The sequence below is a fragment of the Streptomyces silaceus genome, from assembly GCF_001419745.1.
Lineage (GTDB): Bacteria > Actinomycetota > Actinomycetes > Streptomycetales > Streptomycetaceae > Streptomyces > Streptomyces silaceus.
Genome location: NZ_LIRJ01000034.1, coordinates 23,061 through 45,770, shown reverse-complemented (window position 1 = coordinate 45,770; position 22,710 = coordinate 23,061). Strand labels below are relative to the sequence as shown.

15 protein-coding genes and 2 pseudogenes are annotated in these 22,710 nt (G+C 74.7%); 10 read left to right on the top strand and 7 right to left on the bottom strand.

All coding sequences use genetic code 11. The features are described from left to right. Window positions 1-65: 65 nt before the first annotated feature. Both AOK22_RS03620 and AOK22_RS03615 read right to left on the bottom strand, forming a co-directional pair. Complete coding sequence (locus AOK22_RS03620) at window positions 66-2,018, bottom strand: Hsp70 family protein (protein ID WP_055697068.1); 1,953 nt, start codon at window positions 2,016-2,018, stop codon at window positions 66-68. Window positions 2,019-2,021: 3 nt separating this feature from the next. Next, entirely contained in the window at window positions 2,022-2,870 is an 849-nt protein-coding gene (locus tag AOK22_RS03615) for a hypothetical protein (protein WP_055697067.1), read from the bottom strand. A gap of 309 nt (window positions 2,871-3,179) precedes the next feature. On the opposite strand from AOK22_RS03615, the gene AOK22_RS03610 reads away from it, so the two are divergent. The 7 genes and pseudogenes from AOK22_RS03610 to AOK22_RS42475 all read left to right on the top strand — a co-directional run. Continuing rightward, entirely contained in the window at window positions 3,180-3,713 is a 534-nt protein-coding gene (locus tag AOK22_RS03610) for an RNA polymerase sigma factor (protein ID WP_208606363.1), read from the top strand. After that, window positions 3,710-3,898, top strand: coding sequence for a hypothetical protein (locus AOK22_RS03605; protein ID WP_055697065.1), 189 nt, complete (start codon window positions 3,710-3,712; stop codon window positions 3,896-3,898). The genes AOK22_RS03610 and AOK22_RS03605 overlap by 4 nt, the downstream gene beginning before the upstream one ends. Window positions 3,899-3,917: 19 nt before the next feature. Continuing rightward, window positions 3,918-6,179 (top strand): Hsp70 family protein, encoded by a 2,262-nt coding sequence (locus AOK22_RS03600; RefSeq protein ID WP_055697064.1) that lies wholly within the window; start codon window positions 3,918-3,920, stop codon window positions 6,177-6,179. A gap of 59 nt (window positions 6,180-6,238) precedes the next feature. Further along, complete coding sequence (locus tag AOK22_RS03595) at window positions 6,239-8,329, top strand: dynamin family protein (protein WP_055697063.1); 2,091 nt, start codon at window positions 6,239-6,241, stop codon at window positions 8,327-8,329. Continuing rightward, window positions 8,326-9,042, top strand: coding sequence for a cysteine peptidase family C39 domain-containing protein (locus AOK22_RS03590; RefSeq protein WP_157872170.1), 717 nt, complete (start codon window positions 8,326-8,328; stop codon window positions 9,040-9,042). Before AOK22_RS03595 ends, AOK22_RS03590 begins: the two co-directional genes overlap by 4 nt. Beyond that, a complete protein-coding gene (locus AOK22_RS41795) occupies window positions 9,035-9,634 on the top strand; it encodes a hypothetical protein (RefSeq protein WP_055697061.1) in 600 nt (199 codons plus the stop codon). Before AOK22_RS03590 ends, AOK22_RS41795 begins: the two co-directional genes overlap by 8 nt. After that, a pseudogene (locus tag AOK22_RS42475) lies at window positions 9,624-10,178 on the top strand (dynamin family protein); the annotation flags it as partial. The gene AOK22_RS41795 and the pseudogene AOK22_RS42475, both read left to right, overlap by 11 nt. An 865-nt stretch (window positions 10,179-11,043) precedes the next feature. Here AOK22_RS42475 and AOK22_RS03580 read toward each other — a convergent pair. Further along, a complete protein-coding gene (locus tag AOK22_RS03580; protein ID WP_079036314.1) occupies window positions 11,044-12,750 on the bottom strand; it encodes a serine hydrolase domain-containing protein in 1,707 nt (568 codons plus the stop codon). Between the two features lie 65 nt (window positions 12,751-12,815). On the opposite strand from AOK22_RS03580, the gene AOK22_RS03575 reads away from it, so the two are divergent. Further along, on the top strand, window positions 12,816-13,472 hold the full coding sequence (locus AOK22_RS03575) for a TetR/AcrR family transcriptional regulator (protein ID WP_055697059.1): 657 nt from the start codon (window positions 12,816-12,818) through the stop codon (window positions 13,470-13,472). Window positions 13,473-13,547: 75 nt separating this feature from the next. Continuing rightward, the gene (locus AOK22_RS03570; protein WP_055697058.1) at window positions 13,548-14,501 is read left to right on the top strand and encodes a GNAT family N-acetyltransferase; all 954 of its coding nucleotides are present in this window, start codon (window positions 13,548-13,550) and stop codon (window positions 14,499-14,501) included. A gap of 64 nt (window positions 14,502-14,565) precedes the next feature. On the opposite strand, the gene AOK22_RS03565 is transcribed toward AOK22_RS03570, so the two are convergent. The 3 genes and pseudogenes from AOK22_RS03565 to AOK22_RS03555 all read right to left on the bottom strand — a co-directional run bounded on the left by AOK22_RS03565 (window position 14,566) and on the right by AOK22_RS03555 (window position 17,941). Continuing rightward, entirely contained in the window at window positions 14,566-16,080 is a 1,515-nt protein-coding gene (locus AOK22_RS03565) for an FG-GAP-like repeat-containing protein (protein ID WP_079036313.1), read from the bottom strand. Between the two features lie 134 nt (window positions 16,081-16,214). Beyond that, window positions 16,215-16,907: pseudogene (locus AOK22_RS03560) on the bottom strand (dioxygenase family protein); the annotation flags it as partial. Window positions 16,908-16,957: 50 nt separating this feature from the next. Next, a complete protein-coding gene (locus AOK22_RS03555; RefSeq protein ID WP_055697057.1) occupies window positions 16,958-17,941 on the bottom strand; it encodes a helix-turn-helix transcriptional regulator in 984 nt (327 codons plus the stop codon). Between the two features lie 231 nt (window positions 17,942-18,172). Between AOK22_RS03555 and AOK22_RS03550 the strand changes: the two genes are divergently transcribed. Then, complete coding sequence (locus AOK22_RS03550; protein ID WP_079036311.1) at window positions 18,173-18,880, top strand: DUF1326 domain-containing protein; 708 nt, start codon at window positions 18,173-18,175, stop codon at window positions 18,878-18,880. Window positions 18,881-18,901: 21 nt separating this feature from the next. Here AOK22_RS03550 and AOK22_RS03545 read toward each other — a convergent pair whose 3' ends face one another. Then, window positions 18,902-22,519, bottom strand: a complete 3,618-nt coding sequence (locus AOK22_RS03545; protein WP_157872169.1) for a hypothetical protein — start codon at window positions 22,517-22,519, stop codon at window positions 18,902-18,904. Between the last annotated feature and the right edge of the window lie 191 nt (window positions 22,520-22,710).

The following is a 22,710-nucleotide window of genomic DNA, read 5'->3' as shown; positions in this document are numbered from 1 at the left end:
TCCGCCGCTCCGCGCGGCACGGCGGGCCGCCCGCGTGTGGGGCGGCCCGCCGTCCGCGCGACGGATCAGGAGATCTCCAGCGCCGCGTCGTCCGCCAGGAGCTTGAGCTGGGCCGCGATCGCCGTCGAGACGTCCCGCACCAGCGTCTCGCCCGTCTCCGTCAGGAACTCGCCCGCCATCCGCCGGGCCAGCTCGGCCTCGTTCGCCGAGGCCTTGCCGCGCAGCTTCGCCGAAAGCGCGGCCTCCGACCGGGCGTTGCGCACCCACATCGGGATGTCGGCGGTGCGCATCCGGCTCATCATCTCGTCCTTGCCGACGGACAGCCCCCACAGGACGAACCCGAAGGCCACCAGCACGCCGAACGGTCCCGTCGTCGCGATGAGCGCGGTCCCCGTGCCGAAGAGCACCGTGGCCACGACCGTCGCGATGGCCACGTTCGCCACCCGCGCCACGTTCTCCACGATGTCGGTCGCCGCTCCCACGTCCACCTGCACGGCGAACTCGCCCGTGCCCGTGACGGTCACCTCCGGCAGTTCCAGGGCGTGCGCGGGCAGCCGCCACCGCTCGGCCAACGGCCGTGTCAGCTGCTCCAGTTCGGGCGCGATGCCGTTCTGCCAGTCCGCGATCACCTGCTTCAGACGCGGGTCGGCGGGATCGCTCAGCTCGGCGTTCACCCCGGCGGCCACCCGCGCCGCCATGTCCTGGAGCGTCGTGAACTCGCCTTCACGCCACCGCTTGAACGCGGGCAGCACATGACGCTCCGTCACCCCGCCGGCCACCGCGGTGCCGAGGGCGGTCGCCAGCTCCGGCAGATGCTCCCGCGCGATCTCCTCGACCGCGCCGCTGCCGAGCAGCTCCTCCAGCTCCTCGCGGAACCCCGCGGTGCGCACCGAGGTGCGGCCCGCCAGCGCGAGGCCGCGGGCGATGGCGAACTCCGGCGCGCTGCCCAGGGCCACCCGCTCCGGGTCGTCGACCAGTTCCCGGCTGATCTCGCGGACGAAGGGCATGCGTGACGGACCGCCCGTGAGCAGCACCAGATCGGCGGGCGCGGGCAGATTGCCGAGCACCGTGGACAGGTCCTGCCGGAACGCGTCCCGCCACGACAGGCCGTTCAGCTCCTGGCGCGGGGTCTCCAGCACCTCGTCCATGTCGGCGTACCGCAGGCGGATGTCGACCATGACCTCCTCGCCGTCGTCCGCCTCGACGGTGTCCATCACGCCGATGCGCTCCTTCGGGTTCACCGCGAGACGCTGCTGGTCCGTGCGGAAGAACTCCTCCTTGGCCTTGCGGCACTGGAATTCGAGGTAGCGCGACTTCGCGGGCGACACGGCCAGGATCTTCTCCAGGAGCTGCCGCTGCGGGTTGCGCAGCACCAGACGGCGATAGATCTCTTTGTCGATGAGCGTCGCGCCGAGCGTGATGTTGCCGTGGTCGACGGGACGGCCGCGGCGCTCCTCCACGTACGTGTAGTCGGTGGTCGACGAGCCGATGTCCACGAGCAGGGCCGAGCCGGCCACCCGGTGCGCGGAGCCCGCCACTTCGCCCGAGTCGCGGGCGTACAGCAGCGCCGCCCGTGACTCCGGGACGACCTCCACCTGGCCGGGGCAGAGCTCCGCGAGGAACGCGGCGTACCGCGCGCGGATCTCCGCCGACCAGCCCGAGGGCGTACCGAACACCCACAGCAGCTCCTGTCCCGGGCGCGGCGGCATCGTGTCGAGGACGTCGGCCACGATCCGCGAGACGAACAGCCGCACGGGCGTGGCGACCTCGGGCTCGTCCAGGTGCGGGCCCTTGAAGGCGAGATACGGGCTGCCGTCGCGGGCGGCGATGGCGCTCTCCCCGACGAGGACGCCGCGCGTGGGGTGGTCGAGCACCGCCGAGGCGTGCCGGCCCTGCCGGCTGCCGGGCAGGTCGATCACCTCGGGCGGTGTCGGCCGGTCCGCGTGGACGTAGGCGAGGGCCGTCTCCCCGTGTCCCAGGTCGAAGCCGATGACGACGATGTTGGCCGGTTCGGTCACGGGTCAGCCCTCCTCAGGGGGCGGCAAGGGGTGCTCGGCGGGCGGCGGCAGGAGGCGTTCGGCGGAGGGGAGCGGCAGGACGACGCCGCGGCGCAGCACCCGGGTGCCGCGCACGAGCGCCGGGGCCCGGCAGCGGCCGGGCAGGCCGGGGGCGGCGGGGGCGCTGAACTCGAAGAGCACGGTGTCGTGCAGGGAGTCGTGCGGGTCGTAGCCGAGCACCTCGATGCCCCGCTGGAGCCGCAGCTTGTCGCGCAGCGAGGAGATCCTGGCCAGCGCGAGTTCGGCGCTGCGGCGCTCTTCGGCGGCGAGCAGCCCGTGCAGGACGTCGACGAGATCGTCGTCCTCGTGCCAGGCGGGGGCCGGTGCGGGCTCGGCGGCCAGGGACTGGAAGGAGCGGTCGACCGCTTCCAGGGCGTGCCCGACGGCGTCGAGCAGCCGCTCCACGGACACCTCGGGCCGGGGCGCCGGAGGCGGGGGCCAGGCGGGCGGCGGCGGTTCCGCCTCGGCGCGGAAGAGCCGGGCGAAGGGGTTCGACGGACGCTCCCCGCGCGCCCGTTGGCCGGACGGGTACGGCTCGTGCGTGGAGGGCCCCTCGTACGGCGGCGCGCTGCCGGGCCGCACGCTGTACAGCGTGTGGGTCACGGCCGTGCGTACGGCGCCGAGCGCCTCGTGGACCGCCTGGCCGCGCTCCTGCGAGGGGGCGTCGGCCTGGGCGAGCCAGTGGTCGTACAGCAGATCGAGCTGTGCGCTGATCCGCTGGACGGCCTCGCGCACGGACTGCCGCTCCCGGCGTGGCGCCTGGTTGCGGTGGCGGGCGAACAGCTTGGCGAGACCGTCATCGGCGTACGCCATCGAGCGCTCCCTCCTGTGGGGATCGCGGGAAGACCCTGCCGACTTCGGACCGCCGCCGTGGCCGGAAAGTTCCCGTCGCGCGCGGATGAAGTAGGCGGGCTACGCGGATGCCCCGGGCCCCGTCTACTGCGACATGACGACTTGGGGGTCGGTCGCCTCCGAGTGACGGGGGCATGCCCGTCGGCCGCCCCTACGGTGGAACCGGCCGTGCTCCGCAGCAGGTGGCTCGCGCGGCCGCTTTCGGGGGACGGGTGATGCGCCATGGACCTGGCGCACGGCACGGCGGAACGCGTTACGGACACGGAGTTGGTGACACGCTGCAGGTCGGGGGACCGGGAGGCGTTCGCGGAACTCGTCGCACGGCACCGGGCCAAGGTGTACGCCGTGTGTCTGCGGGTCACCGGCAATCCGGAGGACGCGGCCGACGCGGCCCAGGAGACCCTGACGCGCACCTGGCGGGGTCTGGTCGGCTTCCACGGCACGGCACGCTTCTCCACCTGGCTGTACCGCATCACCGTCAACGCCGCGCTCGCCGAGGTGGAGCGCCGCGCGGCCCGGCCCCGCCCCGCCGGGCTCGACATGCCCGACGAGGCGTACGACGCGCCCGCCGTCGCGGAGCGGGTCGTGACGACGCTGTCCGTGCAGGCGGCCCTGGACCGGGTGCCCCCGGAGTTCCGCGCGGCGATCGTGCTGCGCGAGTGCCTGGGGTGCAGCTACGCGGAGGTCGGGGAGATCCTCGGCATCCCGCTGAACACGGTCAAGAGCCGCATCTCCCGGGCGCGCCAGGCCCTGCTCGCCCTGCTCGGCCCCGACCCCGGAGAGCGGCGGGGAGGCCGGACGTGAGCGGTGAGGAGTGGGCCGAGATGTCGGCCTACCCCGACGTCGACCCGGACCGGGCGGGCCCCGCGCGCCTGCTCCTCCTGCTCTCCCGCGCCATCGCCGACGTACCCGACGACGCGTGCGAGCAGGCCGACTGGGAGCGGATGGTGGCGGTCGCCTTGCGCGGCGCGGGCGCCGGCGAGCGGTGACGGAGCGGGGGAGACACCCATGGAACAGGCCGTCCTGGCCATCGACTTCGGGACGTCGGCGTCGTCCGCGGCGCTGCTGACCGACGGGGGCGTACGCCTCCTCAAGGAGCGGTCCACCGGCTCGTGGACCTGGCCGAGCGCCGTCTGCCTGCGCGACGACACGCTGCTGATCGGCACCCCGGCGGAGCACCGCAAGAAGGTGCGCCCCGAGCTGTACCGCGCCGAGTTCAAGCGGGACGTCGGGCAGGACGCGCCGATCCCGCTCGGCGAGCGGTCGTTCACACCGGGCGACCTCGTGGCCCGGGTGCTCGCGGCCTTCCGCGACGAGGCGGCCCGGCTGCTCGGCGCGCCGGTCGAGCGGGCCGTGCTCACCGTCCCCGCCGCCTACGGCCCCGCCGACCCCCGCCGCGGCGTCATGCTCGCCGCGGGCCGGGCCGCGGGATTCACCGCCGTCGAACTGCTCGCCGAACCCGCGGCCGCCGCGTACGCCCCCGTGGCCGGCGCGCCCCTCGGACCCGGACGGACCGTCCTCGTCTACGACTTCGGCGGCGGCACCTTCGACGCGGCACTGGTGCGCCTGCGGGACGGCGGCAGCCACGAGGTCCTCGGGCACGACGCCCTCGACGACTGCGGGGGCAGCGACATCGACGCGCTGCTGCTCGCCGAGATCAGGGAGCGCGGCGGCGCGGAGCTGGCGGCCGCGCTGAGCCCGGCCGTGCCCGTCGCGGCCCGCAGGAACGTCCTGGAGCTGGGCGACCTCGCCCGCAGGCTCAAGCACCAGCTGAGCGCCGACAGTTTCGTGGAGGACGTGTTCGCCCCCGCCGGCGCCCTCGTCGAACTCGACCGCAAGCGCTTCGTCACGATCGTGACCCCGCTGCTCGCCCGCACCGTCGACTGCTGCCGGGCCCTGCTCGCCACCGCGGGGCTCACCGCCGACCAGGTCGACGCCGTGCTCCTGGTCGGCGGCACCACCCGCATGCCGGTGGTCGCCGAACTCCTCGGCCGGGCCCTGGACCGTCCGCTGCGCCACGTCGAGGACCCGGAGCTCGCGGTGGCCCACGGCGCCGCGCACTGGGCCACGTACACCCAGGAACGCCACCTCGCGCCCGCCGACGTCCCGCGCGGGCAGCGGCCGTTGAGCTGGGCGCTGCCGGGCGGCACCGCCGAGCTGGTGCGGTGGCTGCGCCCGCCCGGCGCCGACTACGCGCCCGGCCAGGCGCTCGCCCTGGCCCGGCCGGCCGACGGCAGCCTGTGGGAGCTGCGCTCCGACGACCGGCCGGGGCGGGTCGTCGCGCACCACGCGGCGGCGGGGCAGACCGTCGTGGCGGGGGACTGGCTGGTGACGGTCGGGGCGCGCGAGCCCGCCCCGCGTACCGAGGCCACCTGGCTGCCCGGGGGCCGGGTGGTCCGCACGGTCGCGCACCGGGCGAACGCCGAGGTCGTGGCGCCCGCGCTGTCGGCAGACGGACAGTGGCTGGCCACCGGCGCCTCGGACGGCACGGCGTGCGTGTGGGGGCCGGCCGGCGGCGGGGCCCGGACTACGGTCCGCCACACCGAACCCGCCCTGGCCGTGGCGGTGAACGGCGACGGCACCCTCCTCGCCTCCTCCTCACGGGGGCCGGGCGCCCGGCTGGACCGCGGCGCCGACACCGTCGTCCTGGCGTCCGCGCACAGCGACTGGGTGCGGGCCGTGGCGCTGACCGAGGACGGCAGGTGGTTCGCCTCGGGGGCCGACGACGGCGTCGCGCACGTCTGGGACGTACGGGAGGGCCGTCGCCTCGCGAGCCTGCGGCACGAGAGCTGGGTGCTCGCGCTCGCGCTGAGCGCCGACGGCCGCCTGCTCGCCTCCGGGGACCGGGACGGGACCTGCCGGCTCTGGTCGGTGCCGGAGCGGCGCGAACTCTGGTCGATCCCGTACGGCTCGGCCGTCAACGGCGTCGCCCTGAGCGCGGACGGCGGACGGCTCGCCGTCGGCACGCAGGGCGGGCGCGTCCATGTGTGGGACGTCCCGGGCCGGGACTGCCTCCTGGTGCTCGACCACACCGCGGGCGTGAACACCGTCTCGCTCGGCGCCGACGGCAGGATCCTCGCCGTCGCCCCCACGCTGTGGTCGGCGCAGGTCAGGGACGTCGACAGGGCGGGCCGCGTGCTGTGCGAGGCGGCGCACCCCGAGGTCCTCGTCGGGGCGGCCCTCAGCGGCGACGGCCGCCGCCTCGCCACCACCTGCCAGGACGGCTCCGCACGGGTCTGGGCCCTCACCCGAGAGGACCCGGCGAACTGACCGGGAACATTCGGGGCCCGGCAGGGATCGAAGGAGCGGAACGCCCGAAGGGGGAGAGCATGCGTACGTACGACACGCTCCGCGCCGAGGTCCTCGGACTGTTCGAGGGGCTGGTGCGGCAGGCGGAGGAACAGCAGGCCGCCGAGACCCTGCGGCGCCTGCGCGCGGCACACGACCGGCTGCGCGACGGGCGGCTGACCGTCGTCGTCTGCGGCGAGTTCAAACGCGGCAAGTCCAGCCTCCTGGGCGCGCTGCTCGAAGACCCGGACCTGTTCCCGGTGGACACGACGTACGCCACCCGGCTGGTGACGACCGTGCGGTACGGCGACACGGAGCGGATCACCGTCACGCTCCAGGGCGACGGCGAGGACACGGCGGGGGACGAGGGCGGGGCGGGGACGACCGAGTCGCGCGCCATCGGCCGGTCCGAGATCGCGGACTACGTCACCGAGGGCGGCAATCCGCACAACGTGCGCCGGGCCCGGCTGCTGGAGGTCGAGACCCCCAACCGCCGCCTCGGCTCGGGAATCGTCGTCGTCGACACTCCCGGCATCGGCGGGGCGTACCGCGAACACACCGCCGTGACCGCCGCCTTCCTGCCGAGCGCGGACGCCCTCCTCTTCGTCGCCGACGCCACCCAGCCGCTGACCGAGAGCGAACTGGTCTTCCTGCGGCAGGCCACCGCGGCCGCCGAGGTCACCGACGACGTCGACGGCATCGTCTTCGTCCTCACCAAGACCGACGTGCCCACCGACAGCACGGGCATCCGCGAGAACACCGTCGCCAAGCTCGCCGAGGCCACCGGGTGCGCCCCCGACGCCCTGCCCCTGGTGGCGGTCTCCAACCTCGCCAAACAGCGGCACCTCGAATCCGGCAGCGACCGCCATCTGCGGCTGAGCAACTTCCCCGCCCTGGAGACGCTGCTGTGGCAGGCACTGGAGCGCAGGCGCGCCAAGCTGCTCCTCGGCGGGGCCCTCGCCGACCTCGACGGCGCGGCCCTCGCGCTGCTGCGGCCCGTGGAGACGGAACTGGAGATCCTCACCCAGCGGACCGAGGACGAACTGGCGCGTCTGACCGAGGAGTTGGAGGGCGAGAAACGGCGTCTCGCGGGGTTCGCCCTGGGCGAGGCGGGCTGGCGGGCCGAGCTGCGTCGGCAGTTCACCGCGCTCGGCCGCAGGCTGGGCAGCGAGGGCCACGCCGGGATCGAACGGGTGTGGAACACCTTCCAGACCGACTACCTCTTCCGCGATCTGTTCCTCGCCGAGCCCGAGCGGCTCGTCGGGCAGCTCTCCGCGGACGCCGCCGCCGTCGTCGCGGGCGTCAACGAACTGGCGCGCCGCCGGTCGGCCCGCATCCTGCGCGAGTTCAGCGCCGCGCACGGGCTCGACCTCGCCGAGCAGAAGGTCGGCGCGCTGCCCGACCCGCCGGTGCCGCCGCTGGAGGTGACCGGACGCCTCGGCGGCGAGATTCCCCCGGGCACCGGGACGCGGCACGTGCGCGAGACGTCCTTCGCCACGAGCACGGGCGCGGCCATGGGCTTCGCGGTCGGCAACTTCGCGCTGCCCTTCGTCGGCGGTGCCCTCGGCACCGCCGTCGGGGCGCTGCTCGGTGCCGGCATCGGCCTGCTCACCTCCGTCCGCGTCCAGCGGTACGCCGAACGGCAGCAGGAACGGACCAGTCTCCAGACCCAGTTGGCGCCGCTGCGGGCCACCCAGCAGCGGCACATCGAGGACGCCGTCGCCGGGATGAGGGACGAGCTGATCGTCGCCGTCGTGGCGGAGCTCGACAGCAGGATCCGCCAGGAACAGGAGAGCGTGGCCGCGTCCCTGGCGCGGATCAAGGACGCGCGGGCGGCGACCAGGGCCCAGGCGGCCGAGCGCACCACCCGGCTGCGTCAGCGACGCGTCCCCCTCCTCGACGTCCGCAGGAACGTCGAGTCGCTGCGCACGGAGGCCGCAGCGCTGGGGCGCGCGGGACAGGGGGCACCGGCGCCGGAGGACGCCGGATCCGCCGCGGCCCCGCAGGGCTCCGGATCCGCCGCGGCCCCGCAGGGCTCCGGATCCGCCGCGGCCCCGCAGGGCTCCGGATCCACGGCCGCCCCGGACGGCGCCCGGCAGCCCGAGGACGACGACGGGTGGGCCGACGCATGACCTTCGACAGCGCCCACGACGATCCGTACCAGGGGCCCGAGGACGACGCCGCCTTCGGGGACTTCGAGTCGTTCGCGTCACCGGAACCGGCGGACGGCGGCCTCGGCGCCTTCGGCGCGGACACCGCGGAGTTCGCCTCCGCGGCGACCGTCGACCAGGGGCAGGAGGACATCGCCCTCTGGCACGAGCAGCAGTCCGCCGACACCTGCGCCGTCGTCGGCCAGGAGTTCCTGATCGACCGGTTCACCGGCGTCGACCACACCGAGGAGGAACTGGTCGCCGTCGCCGAGGCCCACGACTGGTACCGGCCCGGCGGCGGCACCCCCATGGACGACGTCGGCAACCTCCTGGAGTTCTACGGAGTGCCCGTCGAGCGCACCCAGGGCGAGAGCCTGGAGAGCCTGGAGTCCTCCCTCGCCGAGGGCGCGGGCGTGCTCGTCGCCGTCGACTCCGACGAGATACTCGCCGCCGACGCACAGGCCCAGGAACTCGCCGACGTCGCGGGCATCCCCGGTCAGGGCGCCGACCACGTGGTCCAGGTCATCGGCGTCGACCGGAGCGACCCGGGCAACCTCCAGGTGATCCTCAACGACCCGGGACGCCCCGACGGCGCGGGCCTCGCCGTGCCCGAGCGGGACTTCCTGGCCGCCTGGCAGGACTCGGGCCGGTTCACCGTCACCACGGCCGCCACGGCAGGAGGCCACCATGCCTGATCCGTACCCGGGCCCGCCGAAGCCCGCCGACGGCGGACCCGTGCCCACCGAGGTGCTCCTCGCGGGACTGCGCCGCATGCCGCTGTTCCGGCAGCTCGCCCCCATGGAGAGCGGCATCGGCTGGCCCGTGCCGCTGCGCCTGGCCCCCGGGGCGGACGACGGCGTCCCCCGGGTCTGCCTGCGCGTCCCACTGTTCGGCATGCGGCCGCTGCGGGACGGGGGCGCCGAGCTGTTCCCGCCGTTCGCCACCCTCACCCTCGACCGCGCCACGGGCCGCCCGATGGAGTACGTCGACCTGCGCCTGACCCGGCCCTGGCCCCTGCCCGGCGACCCGACGCCGGCGGGGACCTTCCCGCACGAGGCCGTACGCGGCACGCTCGGCGACTACCGCGCCGCACGGCACGAACTCCTCACGCTCTACGACGCGTTGTGTGCGGGACTGGCCGCGCGCACCCGTTTCGAGGGCCGCGAGCGCTTCTCCGCTCTGCTGCGCACGCTCCTCGAACCTGGCCTGGAACCGTACTACCGGGCCATCGGACCGGAGTTCTTCGCCCACTTCCTCGGCCCCGCGGAGGGCTCCGGTGCTCCGTGACCGCGCGGCCGGCGCCTTCGGCGAGGCCCTCGAAGTCCTCGGCACCGCACCGGACTTCGAGGAGGCCCGCGCGGCCCTGACCGAGGAGCGCGCGAGGATCGCGGCGCCCCTCAGGGTCGCCCTCGTCGGCCGCGTCAGCTCGGGCAAGTCCACCCTGGCCAACGCCCTGCTCGGCGGGGAGCGCGTGCCGACCGGCGTCGAGGAGCTCACCTTCAACGTCAACTGGCTGCGCCACGGCCCGGCCAGGACCCTCACCGTGCACTACACCGACGGCACACCCGCGCAGCGCCGCGACATCGCCGAGCTGGAGAAGCTCACCGCGCGTGCGCGCGGCGCGCCCGAACTCGCCGCGCTGCTGCGCCGGATCGACTACCTGGAGATCACCGACCCGCACCCCTACCTGCGCGACTTCGACCTGGTCGACACGCCGGGCCTCGACTCGCACTTCGGCGAGGACTCCGCCAACACGCTGCGGTTCCTCGCCCTGGACGAGGGCGACGTACGCGCCGCGACACTGGGCCAGGCCGCCAAGGCCGACGCGCTCGTGCTCGTCTTCGCGCGCGGCCTCGCCTCCTCGGAGGAGGACCTCCTGCGGGACTTCACCGGGGCGGGCGTCGGCGCCGCCGGGCCGGTCACCACGGTCGGCGCGCTCACCAAGGTCGAGCTGTTCTGGCCGGCCCACGACGACCCGCTCGCCGAGGGCCGCCGGGTGGCCGGACGCCTCATGGACGCCGCGGGCGCCCGGCGGCTGCTCTACGACCTGTGCCCGCTGGCGAGCCTGGTCGGCGCGGCGGCGGGCAGCTGCACCGACCAGGACGTCGCCGACCTCACCGCCCTGTCCGCGCTGACGCCGTCCGAACTCGCCGACCGCGTGTACTTCGGCGCGGAGTTCGTCTCCGCCGACCTGCCGCACGTGCCGGTGCCCGCAGCCCGCCGCCTCGCCCTGCACACCCGCTTCGGCGGCTACGGCATCGTCCTGGCCGCCCGGCTGATCCGGGAGGGCGCCGACACGCGCGAGACGCTCCGCGCCGAGCTGCACCGGGGCAGCGGCATGGCGGACTTCCGCGCCCTGCTCACCGACCACTTCGGCCACCGCGCCGAACTGGTCAAACTGGCGCGCGCGGTCCAGCACACCAGGGCCCTGCCGGAACTGGCCGGCGGCTCACCGCGGGCCCGCGCCACCCTGGAGCGCGCCGCCACCGCCGTCACCCGCCTGGAGCACGCGGAGCACGCCTTCGCCGAACTCGCCGTGCTGCGCGGCCACTACAGCGGCGCCGTCGCCCTCGACCCGCCCGACGCGGCCGACCTGCTGCGCGTCACCGGGGAGTACGGGCACGCCCCGCACGCCCTCCTCGGCCTGCCGGCGGACGCGACCGCGCCGCGGCTCACGGCCCGCGCCCGCGAGCGGCTCACGCACTGGGCGGGCCTGACGGCCGACCCGGCGCACTCGGGTGCGACGCGCCGCGCCTGTCAGGTGGTGCGGCGGTCGTACGAGCTGCTGGTGGACCGGCTGGAGCGGCGCCGGGAGACGGGGCCGTACGCGTGAGGGGGCGCAGGGCCCGCACGGTGTGGGCCCCGCGCGCCACGGCGAGGGCGCAGGCGAGCACGGCGACCGCGACGAGGGTGCGCCCGGCGTCGGGCACGAACAGCAGGATCTGCGCCAGGTCCACCCCGGTGACCTGCCGGGGCAGCACGTACACGGCCGCGAACGCGAGGAGCAGCAGCCCCGCGGCCGCGCAGACACCGCGCGCGATCACCCAACCCCTCCGCCGTGCGCGGGACTTCCTGCTGCCGGGCCGCACCAGCCGGAACACCGACCAGGTCAGGGCGAGCGCCAGCGCGAGGGCCGTGCCGGTGACGACGGTCAGCAGGGTGGCGAGCATCGGGTCGGCCGGGGCCGGTTCGGGCCGCCCGCCGAGCAGGATGCGCAGGGCGCCGAACGCCGTCGAGTTCAGCTGTTCGTCGCGCAGCGGGTTGTACGCGTTGTGCTGGACGACGACCGCGAGGTCGCGGCCGGGCGCGAGGGCGACGGTGCCGTGGAAGCCGGGGGTGGCGCCGCCGTGCCACACGACGCGCTCGCCGAGGTCGTCGAAGGAGTCGTCGCGCCAGCCCAGGCCGTAGCGGTGCGAGGTGCCCGCCTTGACGGTGCCCTCGTGCAGTTCGCGCAGCCCGTCCGGCGAGACCACGGCGCGCGCGGCCGGACCGCCGCCGCCGAGCTGCGCGGCGGCGAACGCGGCGAGGTCGTCGATGTCGGCGCCCACGTATCCGTAGGGCACGCCCGAGGCGTCGAAGGGGGCCTCGAAAGGCGTCGTACGGCCGAAGAAGTAGCGGTGTCCCGGGGCGAGTCCGCGGCGTTCCGCGTCGCGCGCGTTGACGATCGCGCCGTCCATGCCGAGCGGCCGCAGCACCGCGTCCCGCAGCCACGGACCGAAGGGCCGTCGGGTGACCCGCTCCACCACCGCGCCCAGCAGCATGTAGTTGGCGTTGCTGTACGCGTGCCGTGCCCCGGGCGGTGTCACGGTGCGCACCTGGGCGAGGCTCCGTGCCACGCGCTCCACGCCGCCCGGGGCGTTGTCGAACCGGTCGGCGCGCGTCAGGCCGTCCCGCTCGGTCATCCCGCTGGTCTGGTTGAGCAGATGACGGACCGTCATGCGCCGTGCCTCGGGACCCGAGGGCTCGAACCACGGCAGATAGCGGCGCACGGGCGCGTCGAGCCGCAGCCGGTCCGCCTCGGCCAGATGCATCACGGCGGTCGCCGTGATCGGCTTGGACAGCGACCCGACGAGGAACGGCGTGCGGCGCGTGACCGGATCGCCGTTGCCGTCCTCGCCCCAGGCGCGCCGGTGGACCACGTCGCCGCCCTTGACGACGGCGAGTGCCATGCCGGGGACACGGGTCCGCGCGCGCTGCTCCTCGGCGTAGGCGTCCACGCGGTCCAGGGCGGCGGCCGACGGCTCGGCTTGCGCCGACGGGACGGCTCCCACGGGTGGGGTCGCGCCCGCCGGCGGGACGGCCATTCCCATGACGGCGACCGCCGCCAGGCCCAACGCCGAGAGCCGCCGCCCCCACGCGACGCCGCCTCTCCTCGCTCCTCTGACACCACTGCTTCCGCTCATGTCGCCTCCCCATAACCATATGCGCGTACGGTTATGACGTTACCGTACGGCGGTATGGTCAACCCATGCCTCGCGTCGCCGATCACGAAGAACGCCGTCACCAAGTGGCCGCCGCGGTGGGCCGGCTCATCGCCGCCGACGGGCTCGGCGCGGTCACGGTCGCCAGGACGGCCGCGGAGGCCGGGATCTCCGTCGGGCTCGTCCAGCACTACTTCCGCAGCAAGGACGAGATGCTGCTGTTCGCCTACGGCCATGTCCTGGAGCGGTTCGAGCAGCGGGTGACCGCCCTGATCGGGAACGCCGAGGCCGCCGGGACCCGGATCGAGCACATGGTCCTGGACGCCCTGGCCGAGAGCATGCCGCTGGACGCGGCGCGCAGGCAGGACTGGCGCGTCGCGCTCGCCTTCGCCGGGCGCGCGGCCGACGACCGGCGGCTCGGCGAGCTCAGGACCGCGGCCCTGCGGCGCACCCGCGCCCACCTCGCGCAGGCGATCGTGAACGCCAAGGAGTGCGGCGAGGTGTCCGCGGAGGCCGACGAGCACGTCGAGGCGGCGCGCATCGCCGCGTACACCGAGGGCCTGACCGCCCACCTCTTCGCCGACCCGGAAGGCCTGCCGCCCGCCAACGCCCTCGCCGCCCTGGCCGACCACCTCGCGGGCGTCTTCAGCGGCGTCTGCGCCCTGCGCGACCGGGAGCCGGGGGAGCGCCCCGACGCTCCCTAGGGCCTGGGGCCCGGCGTGACCCGGGCGGCGAAAACTCCGTTGCGAGCCGGGTGCCCCGCCCCGGACAGTGGTGCCATGACCACCTCCCTCGTACCGCCCGCGGGCCTGACCGTGCGGCCCGCCACGCTCGGCGACGCGGCGGCGGTGTGCGCGCTGCTCAATGAGGTCGACCTGCTGGAGACCGGTCGCGCCGACACCGAACTGAGCCGGATCCAGGCCGACTTGAGGCATCCCGAGGTCGACCTGGAGCGGGACTCCTGGCTGCTGTTCGACGGCGACCGGCTCGTCGGGTACGCGCTGCTGTGGGACGACTCCGGCGGCGAGCGCATCGACGTCGACCACTACGTCCTGCCGGGCCGTCCGGGGGGCGCCCTGCACCTGTTCGACCTGATGGAGCACCGCGCGGCGGAGCGCGCCGCGGCCAACGGCGCGGCGCGCGCGGTGGTCCACCTGCACCTCAACACCGCGCCCACGATGGACCTGCCGGCGCTCCGCGCCCGTGGCTGGCGCACGGTCCGCCGTTACCACGTGATGGAGCGTCACCTCGACCCGGCCGCCGACCCGTTGCCCGCGCCACCGGCCGGCGTGACACTGCGGACCTGTCTGGCCGAGGAGGACCGCAGGCGCGCCCACGCCCTGCTCCAGGAGTGCTTCACCGACCACTTCGACTACCAGCCCCGCAGCTACGCGCAGTGGCTGGGCGACATCGACGGGGAGCACGCGGACTGGTCGCTGATCTGGCTCGTGCACGTGGAGGGCTTCGGCGACGCGGCCGTGCTGCGCACCCACAACGACCGCCCGTCGACGGGCTGGGTCGGCAACCTCGGCGTCCGCGCCGAGCTGCGCGGCCGGGGCCTCGGCGGCCATCTGTTGCGCCACGCCTTCGGGCACTACGCCGCGCTGGGCCGCGACCGGATCGGCCTCGGCGTGGACACCGACAACAGCAGCGGTGCCCTCGCGCTCTACGAGCGGCACGGCATGACCCTCGACTACGCCGTGGACACCTGGGAGTTGATCCGTCCGGTCTGAGGCCTCCGACGGGGGGAGGCCTCGGACCGGGCCCAGGGGGCCGCGTGCCGGGCGCGGCCCCCGGCTAGCGCAGCGTGCTGCCGAACAGCGCCGCCGTGTTCGGGGCGGCGACGTCCTTGGGGCCGAAGGCGACGGACTTCGTCGTGGTCAGGCCCGAGGCCGTGCCGCGCAGCGACCACAGCGCGCCGGCGTGCGCGTTCTCCTCCACGGAGGACGCCGCCAGATCGGCGCGGCCGTCACCGGTGACGTCGACCAGGGCCGCGGCCGCCCCGAACCGGTCGTTCTTCTCGGCGACGCCGGGCACGCCCGCGGTGTCCTGGTGGAAGGCCTGGGCGCCGGTGCCCGTCACGCCGTTCGCGCCGCCGCGCACCAGGACGACCGCGCCCGCGTCGGTGACGGTGCCCACGTCCTCGCCGGGCACGCCGAGCGCCACGTCCGCGTAGCCGTCGCCCGTCACGTCGCCGACGGCGACCGAGGCGCCGAAGAGGTCACCCCTCTCCTCGGCACCGGGGACGCCCGGCAGATCCTGGTCGAACTTCTGCACGTCGCCCGTGAGGCCCTCCGCCGAGCCGTAGGCGACCATGACCTTGGCCTCGTAGTCGCCGCCGCCGACCACCACGTCGTCGTAGCGGTCGCCGTTGATGTCGCCGACGCCCAGGGCGCCGCGCGAACCCGGGGCCCCGCCCCGCTTGAAGCCCGTGGCGCCGCCGTACAGGACGCGGTTGCCCCACTCGCCGTCGCCGTAGTAGTCGTTCATCACGATGTCGGCGCGGCCGTCGCCGTTGATGTCGCCGACCGCCTTCGGCACGACCGGGCCCTTGACGGACAGGGGCCCGTCGACACAGACCTCGGGCTTCTCACGGCAGGACGGGTCGGGGCGCTCGTCGTTCTCGTAGCTCCACCACTGCGACGCGTCCATGAAGTCGAGCGTCGCGGCCGGCTTGCCGTCGCGCGCGATCGGGCCCTTCCACAGCCGGGCGTCCTGGCCGATCGGGTCGTCGCCGTGCGAGCCCGCCCCGGCGAACAGGGCCAGATCGGTGCGGCCGTCGCCGTCGAAGTCGCCGGCCTGCGGCGCGAAGCCGAAGCCGTCGATCCTCGTGCCGCCGGTGAGGCCCGACGCGGACCCCCACAGAACCACCACGCCCGCGCCGGACCCCGGTCCTCCGGAGCCGATCACCAGGTCCGCGAACCCGTCGTGGTCCAGGTCGCCCTTGGTGACCGTGCCGCCGAACTCCTGCTGGGCGGTGGCCGCCCCCGGCACCCCCGCCGTGGACCGGCTCACGACCTTCTTGTGAGCCGGGTCCAGACCGTCCTTCGAGCCGTACGTCACCACCACGTACCCGGCCTTCGCCTTGCCGGACACCGTGCCGCCCGGGGCGCCGACGACCAGGTCGGCGACACCGTCGCCGTTGAAGTCGTCCGTGCCCCGCGCGTCGGCGGCACCGGCCCGCGGCCCGTCCACCGGGGCCGCGTGGGCGGTGCCCTGCCCCAGCGTCCAGGCCGTGAGGCCGCTGCCGACCAGCAGTGACGCGGCGATCAGGGGCATAGTGCGACGGACTCTGCGGCCGGCGAGCGACATACGAATTCCCTTGTTCCCTCGGTGTTCTCGGACCATCAGTTGACGTACCGAGAACACCGAAGGTTGTACGGGGCCCCGTGCTCCGCCGTGTTCACGGGTGCCCCGCGCGTGGGCGCGCTGCCCGTGCGTTACCGCTGCGGCACGTTCAGCACGAAGTCGAAGTCCGCCTCCTTCGCGTTGCCGACGCTGCGGACGTTCATCAGCAGCCGCGCGTCGAAGATCGGGTCCGTGTTGTTGCGCGGCTCGCCGGGGAAGTAGAGCTGCGTCGTCAGGATCGGCCGCCCGGGGGCCTGCACCTTGACGTGCAGGTGGCGGGTGCGCCCGGGGTAGAGGCCCGGCACGATCGTGGTGAGCTTGTACGCGCCGTTGGCGTCGGTGAACTGGTGGCCGCGGAAGCGGTAGCCCGCGTTGTCGTACGTGCCGTAGGTGTCCGCCTGCCAGAAGTCCAGCAGCACCCGCGATATCGGCTTGCAGCCGAGCCCGAAGACGTACCCGGTCACGGTGAGCCGCACGCCCGGGGTGCCGGGCTGGACGAGCGAGGTGCGCTGCGGGGAGTTGGGCTTGAAGTACGGGCCCTCCATCTGCGGGATCGTCGGGTCGTCGCCGTCGTCACAGGTCGGCGTCGCCTCCAGCGTCTCGCCCTGCCGGGTCCTGGCCAGTGCGGGAACCCCCATGAGGGCCATGGGCACCGCCATGCCCGCCGCGGCGGCGGCCCGCAGCACGGTCTTGCGGCTGGGGCCGCGGCCCGTCCCGTTCACCGTGCCGGTGCCGCCGGCCGCGGTCTCGTCGGCGCCGTCTCCGCCGGGGGTGCCGATCTCGTTGTCCATCGCTCCTCCTGAGCCTGCGGGGGTGGGTGGGGTCCGGACCGTCCATGAAGCTATGCGGAGGACGGGGTCCGGGCGATGGACTCAAGCCGGTGGTCGTGGTGAATATCTCCACCGCCGCGCCGGAAGTCCCCGGGGCTCGCCCCGGTCTCGCGGCGGAAGAAGCGGCAGAAGTACGCCGGGTCCCCGAACCCGACGCGTCCGGCTATCTGACGGACCGACAAGTCGGTGCGCAGCAACAGGCGTTTGGCCTCGTGCACGCGGGACTGCCGGATCAGCTCGCCGGGGGTGCGGCCGGTGGCCGCCTTCACCGCCTCGCTGAGATAGCTCACCGAGACGCCCAGGTGCTCGGCGCTCGACCGCACCGACTGCAGGGCGCCCTCCGGTGTGCCGATCAGCGCCGTGAACTCCGTGGCCATCGAGCCCGGACGGGAGTGCGGCGCGGCCGTGGGGTCGGGGGCGGGCGGCTGCGCCGTCCACGTCGGCGGCTGGTGCGCGGGCAGCCGCGCCGAGCGCACCACCAGGATGTGCAGCAGGGCGCGCAGGACGCTGTGGAACCCGTCGGCCCCCGACCGGTACTCGGCGTCCAGCTCGGCGACCAGGCGCGCGGTCCGGTCCGCGGCCTCCTCGGACAGTTCCAGCCAGGAGCGCTTGCCGAGGGTGCGCAGGACGTACCGGTCGGCGGGGTGGTCGAGGAGGAAGTCGTCGGTGAAGAGGATGACATGGCCCTCCAGGCCGGTGACGTCCTCCCAGTGGTGGACCTGGCCGGGGGAGATGAAGCACAGGTTGGGCGGTCTCAGCGCGAACCGGTTCAGGTCGACGACGTGCCCGCCGGTGCCGCCGGTGACGTGGACGATCTCGTGGAAGGTGTGCCGGTGCGGGAACGTGGCACGGGACATGGGGCCGATGGTGTCGAAGGTACCGATGGCGAACGGCAGCGCGTTGGGCATCGGTACCTGAAGCCGGTGGGTCGGCATGCCGTCCTCGCCCGGTTCTCCGTTGTTCCCCTCGCCGGGCAAGACCGTGGTGCCGCGCATGCGTTGACTCCTCATCGGCGGAGATGGTCCGGACCAGAGCCCCTTCACCATGGCATGAGGGGCGGGGGTGGGGCAGGACCGCGAATGCGCCGAAGCGGATATACCCCTAGGGGGTACTTGACGATCGCGGAGGGGTGCTCGTAGTGTCCTTGCTTGTCACACCTCGATACCCCCAGGGGGTATTGAGGTGCGGGTGCCGAGATCCGGTCCCGAGAGTCAGGAGGCTCCACCATGTGCACGACGTCCGGCGGGCCGCGGCCCGCCCCCCTCACTCCCGCCGTCCTCCACGCGGGCACCGGCGAAGACGCCCTGCCCGACTGGCACCTGCGCGGCGAGTGGTTCGACGTGTGCAGCTGTGCGCTGCCCTGCCCCTGCACCTTCGCCCAGGCCCCGACCCACGGCGACTGCCTCTTCACCCTCGTCTGGCAGGTCCACGAGGGGCACTTCGGCGACGTACGCCTGGACGGCCTCGGCGTCGTCGCGCTCGGCGAGTTCGCCGGGAACATGTGGGTCGGCGACCCGGACGCCACGATGAAGGTCATGCTCTACATCGACGCCAAGGGCGACCGGGCCCAGCGCGACGCCCTGGAACAGATCTTCGCCGGTCATGTCGGCGGCTGGCCCGGCCAGTTCGGCTCGCTCATCGGCGAACTGCGCGAAGTGCGGTACGCGCCCGTGCGCTTCGACGCCGCCGCGGACCTCTCGTACTGGCGGGCCCGCGTCGCGGACAAGGTCGCCGTCGGCGCCACCGCGCTGACCGGCCCCACCGCCGACCCCTCGCGCCGCGTCCAGCTCGTCAACGCGCCCGGAGCCGAGGTCGGCCCCGGCCAGATCGCCACGTGGGGCGTCGTCGAGAGCGACCACGCGGAGGGATTCGACTTCTCCCACGCGTACCGCGGCGGCTCCAGCAAGCACTTCCCGTTCGACTGGCGGCCCTGAGGGGGCCGTCGCCGGGCGGTCTCACCAGGGCGGGGCGGGGCCGTCCGCCGTGACGCCGTAGCGGCGTACGCCCCGGGCCGCCGCGGGCTCTCGGGTGTTCTCGTAGTGGGTCGCGAGGAGTTCGACGGCGTCCGGCGCGCCCGCGTCGACGGCCTGGTGCAGGAGAGAGCGCGCTCGGGCCGGGTCGTCGGCGTGCAGGCGGGCCAGCGCGAGAAGGGCGCGCCCTTCGCCGTGCGCGCGGGCCCTTTCGTACGCGGCGACGGCCTCGGCGCGCAGCCCGCGCTGCTCGCACAGCTCGCCCGCGAGGAGTGCGGGTGGCGCGGAGTGCAGGGCTTTCAGGGTCCCTTCGAAGGCCGCGGCCGCGCCGGTCGCCGCGTGCGCCGCCGCCAAGTAGCCGACGGTCAGCGGGGCCTGGGCGTCCTCGGGGCGCCAGGCGAACGCGACTGCGTCGATCACCGTGCTGAAGTCCGCTGCCTCCCAGCGCGCTTGGACGAGTTCGTTGAGGGCCTGATCCTGTCCCAGGAGCGCCAGGTCCTTGGCCAAAGCGAGCGCGTCCGCCGTGCGATCCGCCAGGAACCAGCGGCGGGTGAGGAAGAGACCGGCTCCCTCGTCGCCGTGCTCGGCGGCGCGCAGTGCCTGTGAGCGGGCCGTCGCGAAGTCCTCGGCGTCGGTGAAGAAGTCCGGCAGAGGGCGCAGGGAGTCGACCCGGCCCGCCGCGAGGGCCTCGCTGATGACGTCGTCCCTGCGGGCGGGATCGCCGGCGTCGTGCCACAGCGCCGCCAGATCGTCGTACGCGGAGTGCCGGCCGAGCCCGATGGCGCGTCGGTAGGCGGCATCGGCCTCTTCCCTGTGGCCCTGGTCCTGGTGGAAGTCGCCCAGTGCCTCCCACACGTCGCGGTCCGCGGTGGCCGTGGCCTTCGCGAGGGCCCGCTCCACGCCGGGCAGGTCGCCGCGGTGCACGGCCAGGTGGGCCAGCTGCACCCACCCCTCGGGCCATCCGCCGGCGACGGCCCGCTCGGCCGCGTCGGCGGCCGCCTCGTGGTCTCCCGCCTCGGCGAAGTACGCGGCCGCGGCCAGCGCCCACCAGCCCCAGTCGGGACAGGACGCCAACGCCAGCATCGCGCGCCCCGCCCCGCGAGGATCCCCCGCTTCCGCGCGGCGCCCCGCCAGGCGTTTGAGTGCCTTGCCGTATCGGTGCTCGCTCGCCGCGCGCCGGCCCGCGTCCTCGGCGCCGCGCGGGTCGCCCGCCTCCTCGCGCAGGTCCGTGAGGTACTCGTAGGCGAGTGCCGAGTCGAGGCGGTCCGGCTCGTCGAGCAGGTCGATGGCGTCCTGGAGCCGCCCCTCGGCCTCGAACCGCCCGGCCTCGGCGACGAGCGCCTCGGTCCGTCCCTCCGACGCGAGCCGCCGGGCGAACGCGAGGGCGTCCGCGCTGTGGCCCGCCGAGCTCAGCGCGCGGGTGAAGGCCCCCAGGTACCAGCGGGACAGGTGCTCTCCGGCCCGCATCGCCCCTTCGGTGTCCCCTGCTTCGAGGAGTGTCATCGCCAGCGCGTCCCACGCCGCTTCCTTGTCCGTCGCCTCGGCCGCCGCCCGCCTCAGCCATCCGACGGCCTGGTCCGGCTCACCTCTCCTGCGCAGCAGCTCGGCCAGCGTGAGGGCGGGATGCTCGTTCCCTTGTTCCAGGGCACGCTCCGCGGCCCGTGCCGCTTCGGCCGTGTGCCCGGCGCCCTGGTGCAGCGCGACCAGCAGATCGTGCGCGCGTACGGACGGATCGGCCTCCAGTGCCCGCTGCCCCACCAGGGCACTCACGCGGTACCGCCCCCGCGCGCGGGCCGCTTCCGCCAGGGCCAGCAGGTGCCCCGGCGCACGGACGTGCCGGGCCGCCGCTTCCCACCAGGCGTCCGGCGGGCAGAGCGGCCTGCGCTCGGCGGCGACCCGTTGGGCCAGGTAGTCGGCGAGCTGGTAGGCGCGTACGTCCGGTGGTGGCTCGTCGGGGCCCGTCGCGCGCGTGGTCAGCGGCCCGGGGACGCCCCGGCAGGGCTCCCCGGCGTCGGCCAGCGCGCGCCGGAACCACCGCTCGGGCCAGTCGGCGGGCCGTGTGCGCACGTACGCCTCCGGCAGCAGCGCCCACGCCGCCGGGGCGAGGAAGGCCTCCGTCACGTCCTGGGTCCGGCCGAGGCGCGCGGCGTCCACCGCCGCGTCGACCAACGCCCGTGTCTCCGGGGCGCTTTCGTAGCGGGCGAGGAGTTCCCGGCTGCCCGCGAGGTACTGGGTGGCCTGGTCGCGTGCCGCCGTGAAGGCCTCGGCGAGCCGCGGGTCGCCGGCGACGGCCGCCATGACGTCGGCCTCGGCCGCGGTGCGGAACCCGGTGTCGGTGAGGTGGATCTGGCGGTCCTTGAGGAGGCGGGTCGCGGGGCGGGCCTCGTGGGTGGTCAGTTCCTTGTGGTGCTCGGGCCACAGGGTGCCGAGGACCAGCACGGGGCCGCGCGCCGGATCGTCGAGCAGGGTCTGCAGGGCGCGGGCCGCCGGGTCCCGCGCCGAGGAGGTGAGCGAGCGCTGGGCCTCGTCGAGCCACACCACCGTGCGGGGGAGTCGTGGCTGTCCGGCGAGCCCGGCCACGAGGTCCTCGGCGCTCGGCGGACGCCACAGCCGCCACTCGGAGCCGAGGAGGGCCAGCGCCTCGAAACAGGCCCGGGTCTTGCCCGTCGACGAACCGCCGACGAGGACCGCGAGGCCACTGCGTCCGTCCGCCGCTTCTGCGACGACGGTCCGCAGCGCGGTGTCGTGTTCCCGTGGGACGTACGGCGGTTGGGGCGCGAGGCCGGCCGTCGGCGCGGCCGTGTCGATGACGCGGTGGACGCCGAGAGCCGTCGCGTCCAGGGCGGCGTCGCGGATCGGCGCGGCGGGTATCCGGCCCGGTCTGCCGGGCGGGTCGGTGTCGGCGGTCTCCAGGATCAGGCGCCGCAGGGTGCGGTACGTCGGATGCCCCGCCGAGTCGGGCCGGGCGACGGTGGAGTGGTCGCCGCGCAGGGTCCCGACGTCGCGGAACACGCTCCTGGCGGAGGCCGCCTTGACGATGTTGTCGCTCTCGGCGACGTACGCCTTGAAGGGGATGGGGCAGGTGCGGTCGGTGACCTCGTGGGCCTTGACGATGTCGTGCAGCACCGTGGCCTGGGTGTCGGTGATCTGCTCGTCGTACGGCCGCAGCCGGCTCTCCTGCGGATGGCTCCGGCCGAAGAGGCGGCGGCGCAGGGACAGCAGGAACTCCGAGCCGTTGTTCGGGCAGGCCAGCAGCACGACGCGGCCGATCCGGGCGAGATCGCGGCCCCGGCCCTCGGCGAGCATCCGGGCCAGACAGCGCTGCACGATCAGGCCGCCCTGGCTGTGGGCGATCACCATCAGGCGGGGGAAGTCCTCGCCCTGGGTGTCGAGGAACTCCTTCAGGCCGTCGGCGGCCGTGTCGAAGCTGGGGAACGTCCGCGTGGGATTCAGGCGCAGGACGCCGGTCGCGTACTCGTGGGGAAGCGTCTCCACGAAGTCCAGCTCCTCGTCCGCCGCGATGAGGCCGCGCAGCGGATCCCACATGGCGGCGCTGGACCGGATCCCGTGCACCAGCACCACGCCCAGTCGGCGTTCGCTCAACGCAACCTCCTCAAGGGGCCCTTCCCGGCGACGGCCGGGACCGTCGATTATCCGCGACGGGCCCCGGTGAGCGTGGCGTGATCCCCGCGCCGGGCTGCGGTCGAGATCGGCCAACTCTCCGGTAACAACGGTCGGTTGCCCGGCACCCGGGGTAGGACCGCCTCCGCACCGAGCCCCACCGCCCCCGTCGG

Excerpts from the sequence above, each read along its gene's own strand:
- AOK22_RS03615 (WP_055697067.1), bottom strand. The coding sequence starts at position 2,870 with ATGGCGTACGCCGATGACGGTCTCGCCAAGCTGTTCGCCCGCCACCGC.
- AOK22_RS03600 (WP_055697064.1), top strand. The coding sequence starts at position 3,918 with ATGGAACAGGCCGTCCTGGCCATCGACTTCGGGACGTCGGCGTCGTCC.
- AOK22_RS03595 (WP_055697063.1), top strand. The coding sequence starts at position 6,239 with ATGCGTACGTACGACACGCTCCGCGCCGAGGTCCTCGGACTGTTCGAG.
- AOK22_RS03590 (WP_157872170.1), top strand. The coding sequence starts at position 8,326 with ATGACCTTCGACAGCGCCCACGACGATCCGTACCAGGGGCCCGAGGAC.
- AOK22_RS41795 (WP_055697061.1), top strand. The coding sequence starts at position 9,035 with ATGCCTGATCCGTACCCGGGCCCGCCGAAGCCCGCCGACGGCGGACCC.
- AOK22_RS03580 (WP_079036314.1), bottom strand. The coding sequence starts at position 12,750 with ATGAGCGGAAGCAGTGGTGTCAGAGGAGCGAGGAGAGGCGGCGTCGCG.
- AOK22_RS03575 (WP_055697059.1), top strand. The coding sequence starts at position 12,816 with ATGCCTCGCGTCGCCGATCACGAAGAACGCCGTCACCAAGTGGCCGCC.
- AOK22_RS03570 (WP_055697058.1), top strand. The coding sequence starts at position 13,548 with ATGACCACCTCCCTCGTACCGCCCGCGGGCCTGACCGTGCGGCCCGCC.
- AOK22_RS03565 (WP_079036313.1), bottom strand. The coding sequence starts at position 16,080 with ATGTCGCTCGCCGGCCGCAGAGTCCGTCGCACTATGCCCCTGATCGCC.
- AOK22_RS03555 (WP_055697057.1), bottom strand. The coding sequence starts at position 17,941 with ATGCGCGGCACCACGGTCTTGCCCGGCGAGGGGAACAACGGAGAACCG.
- AOK22_RS03550 (WP_079036311.1), top strand. The coding sequence starts at position 18,173 with ATGTGCACGACGTCCGGCGGGCCGCGGCCCGCCCCCCTCACTCCCGCC.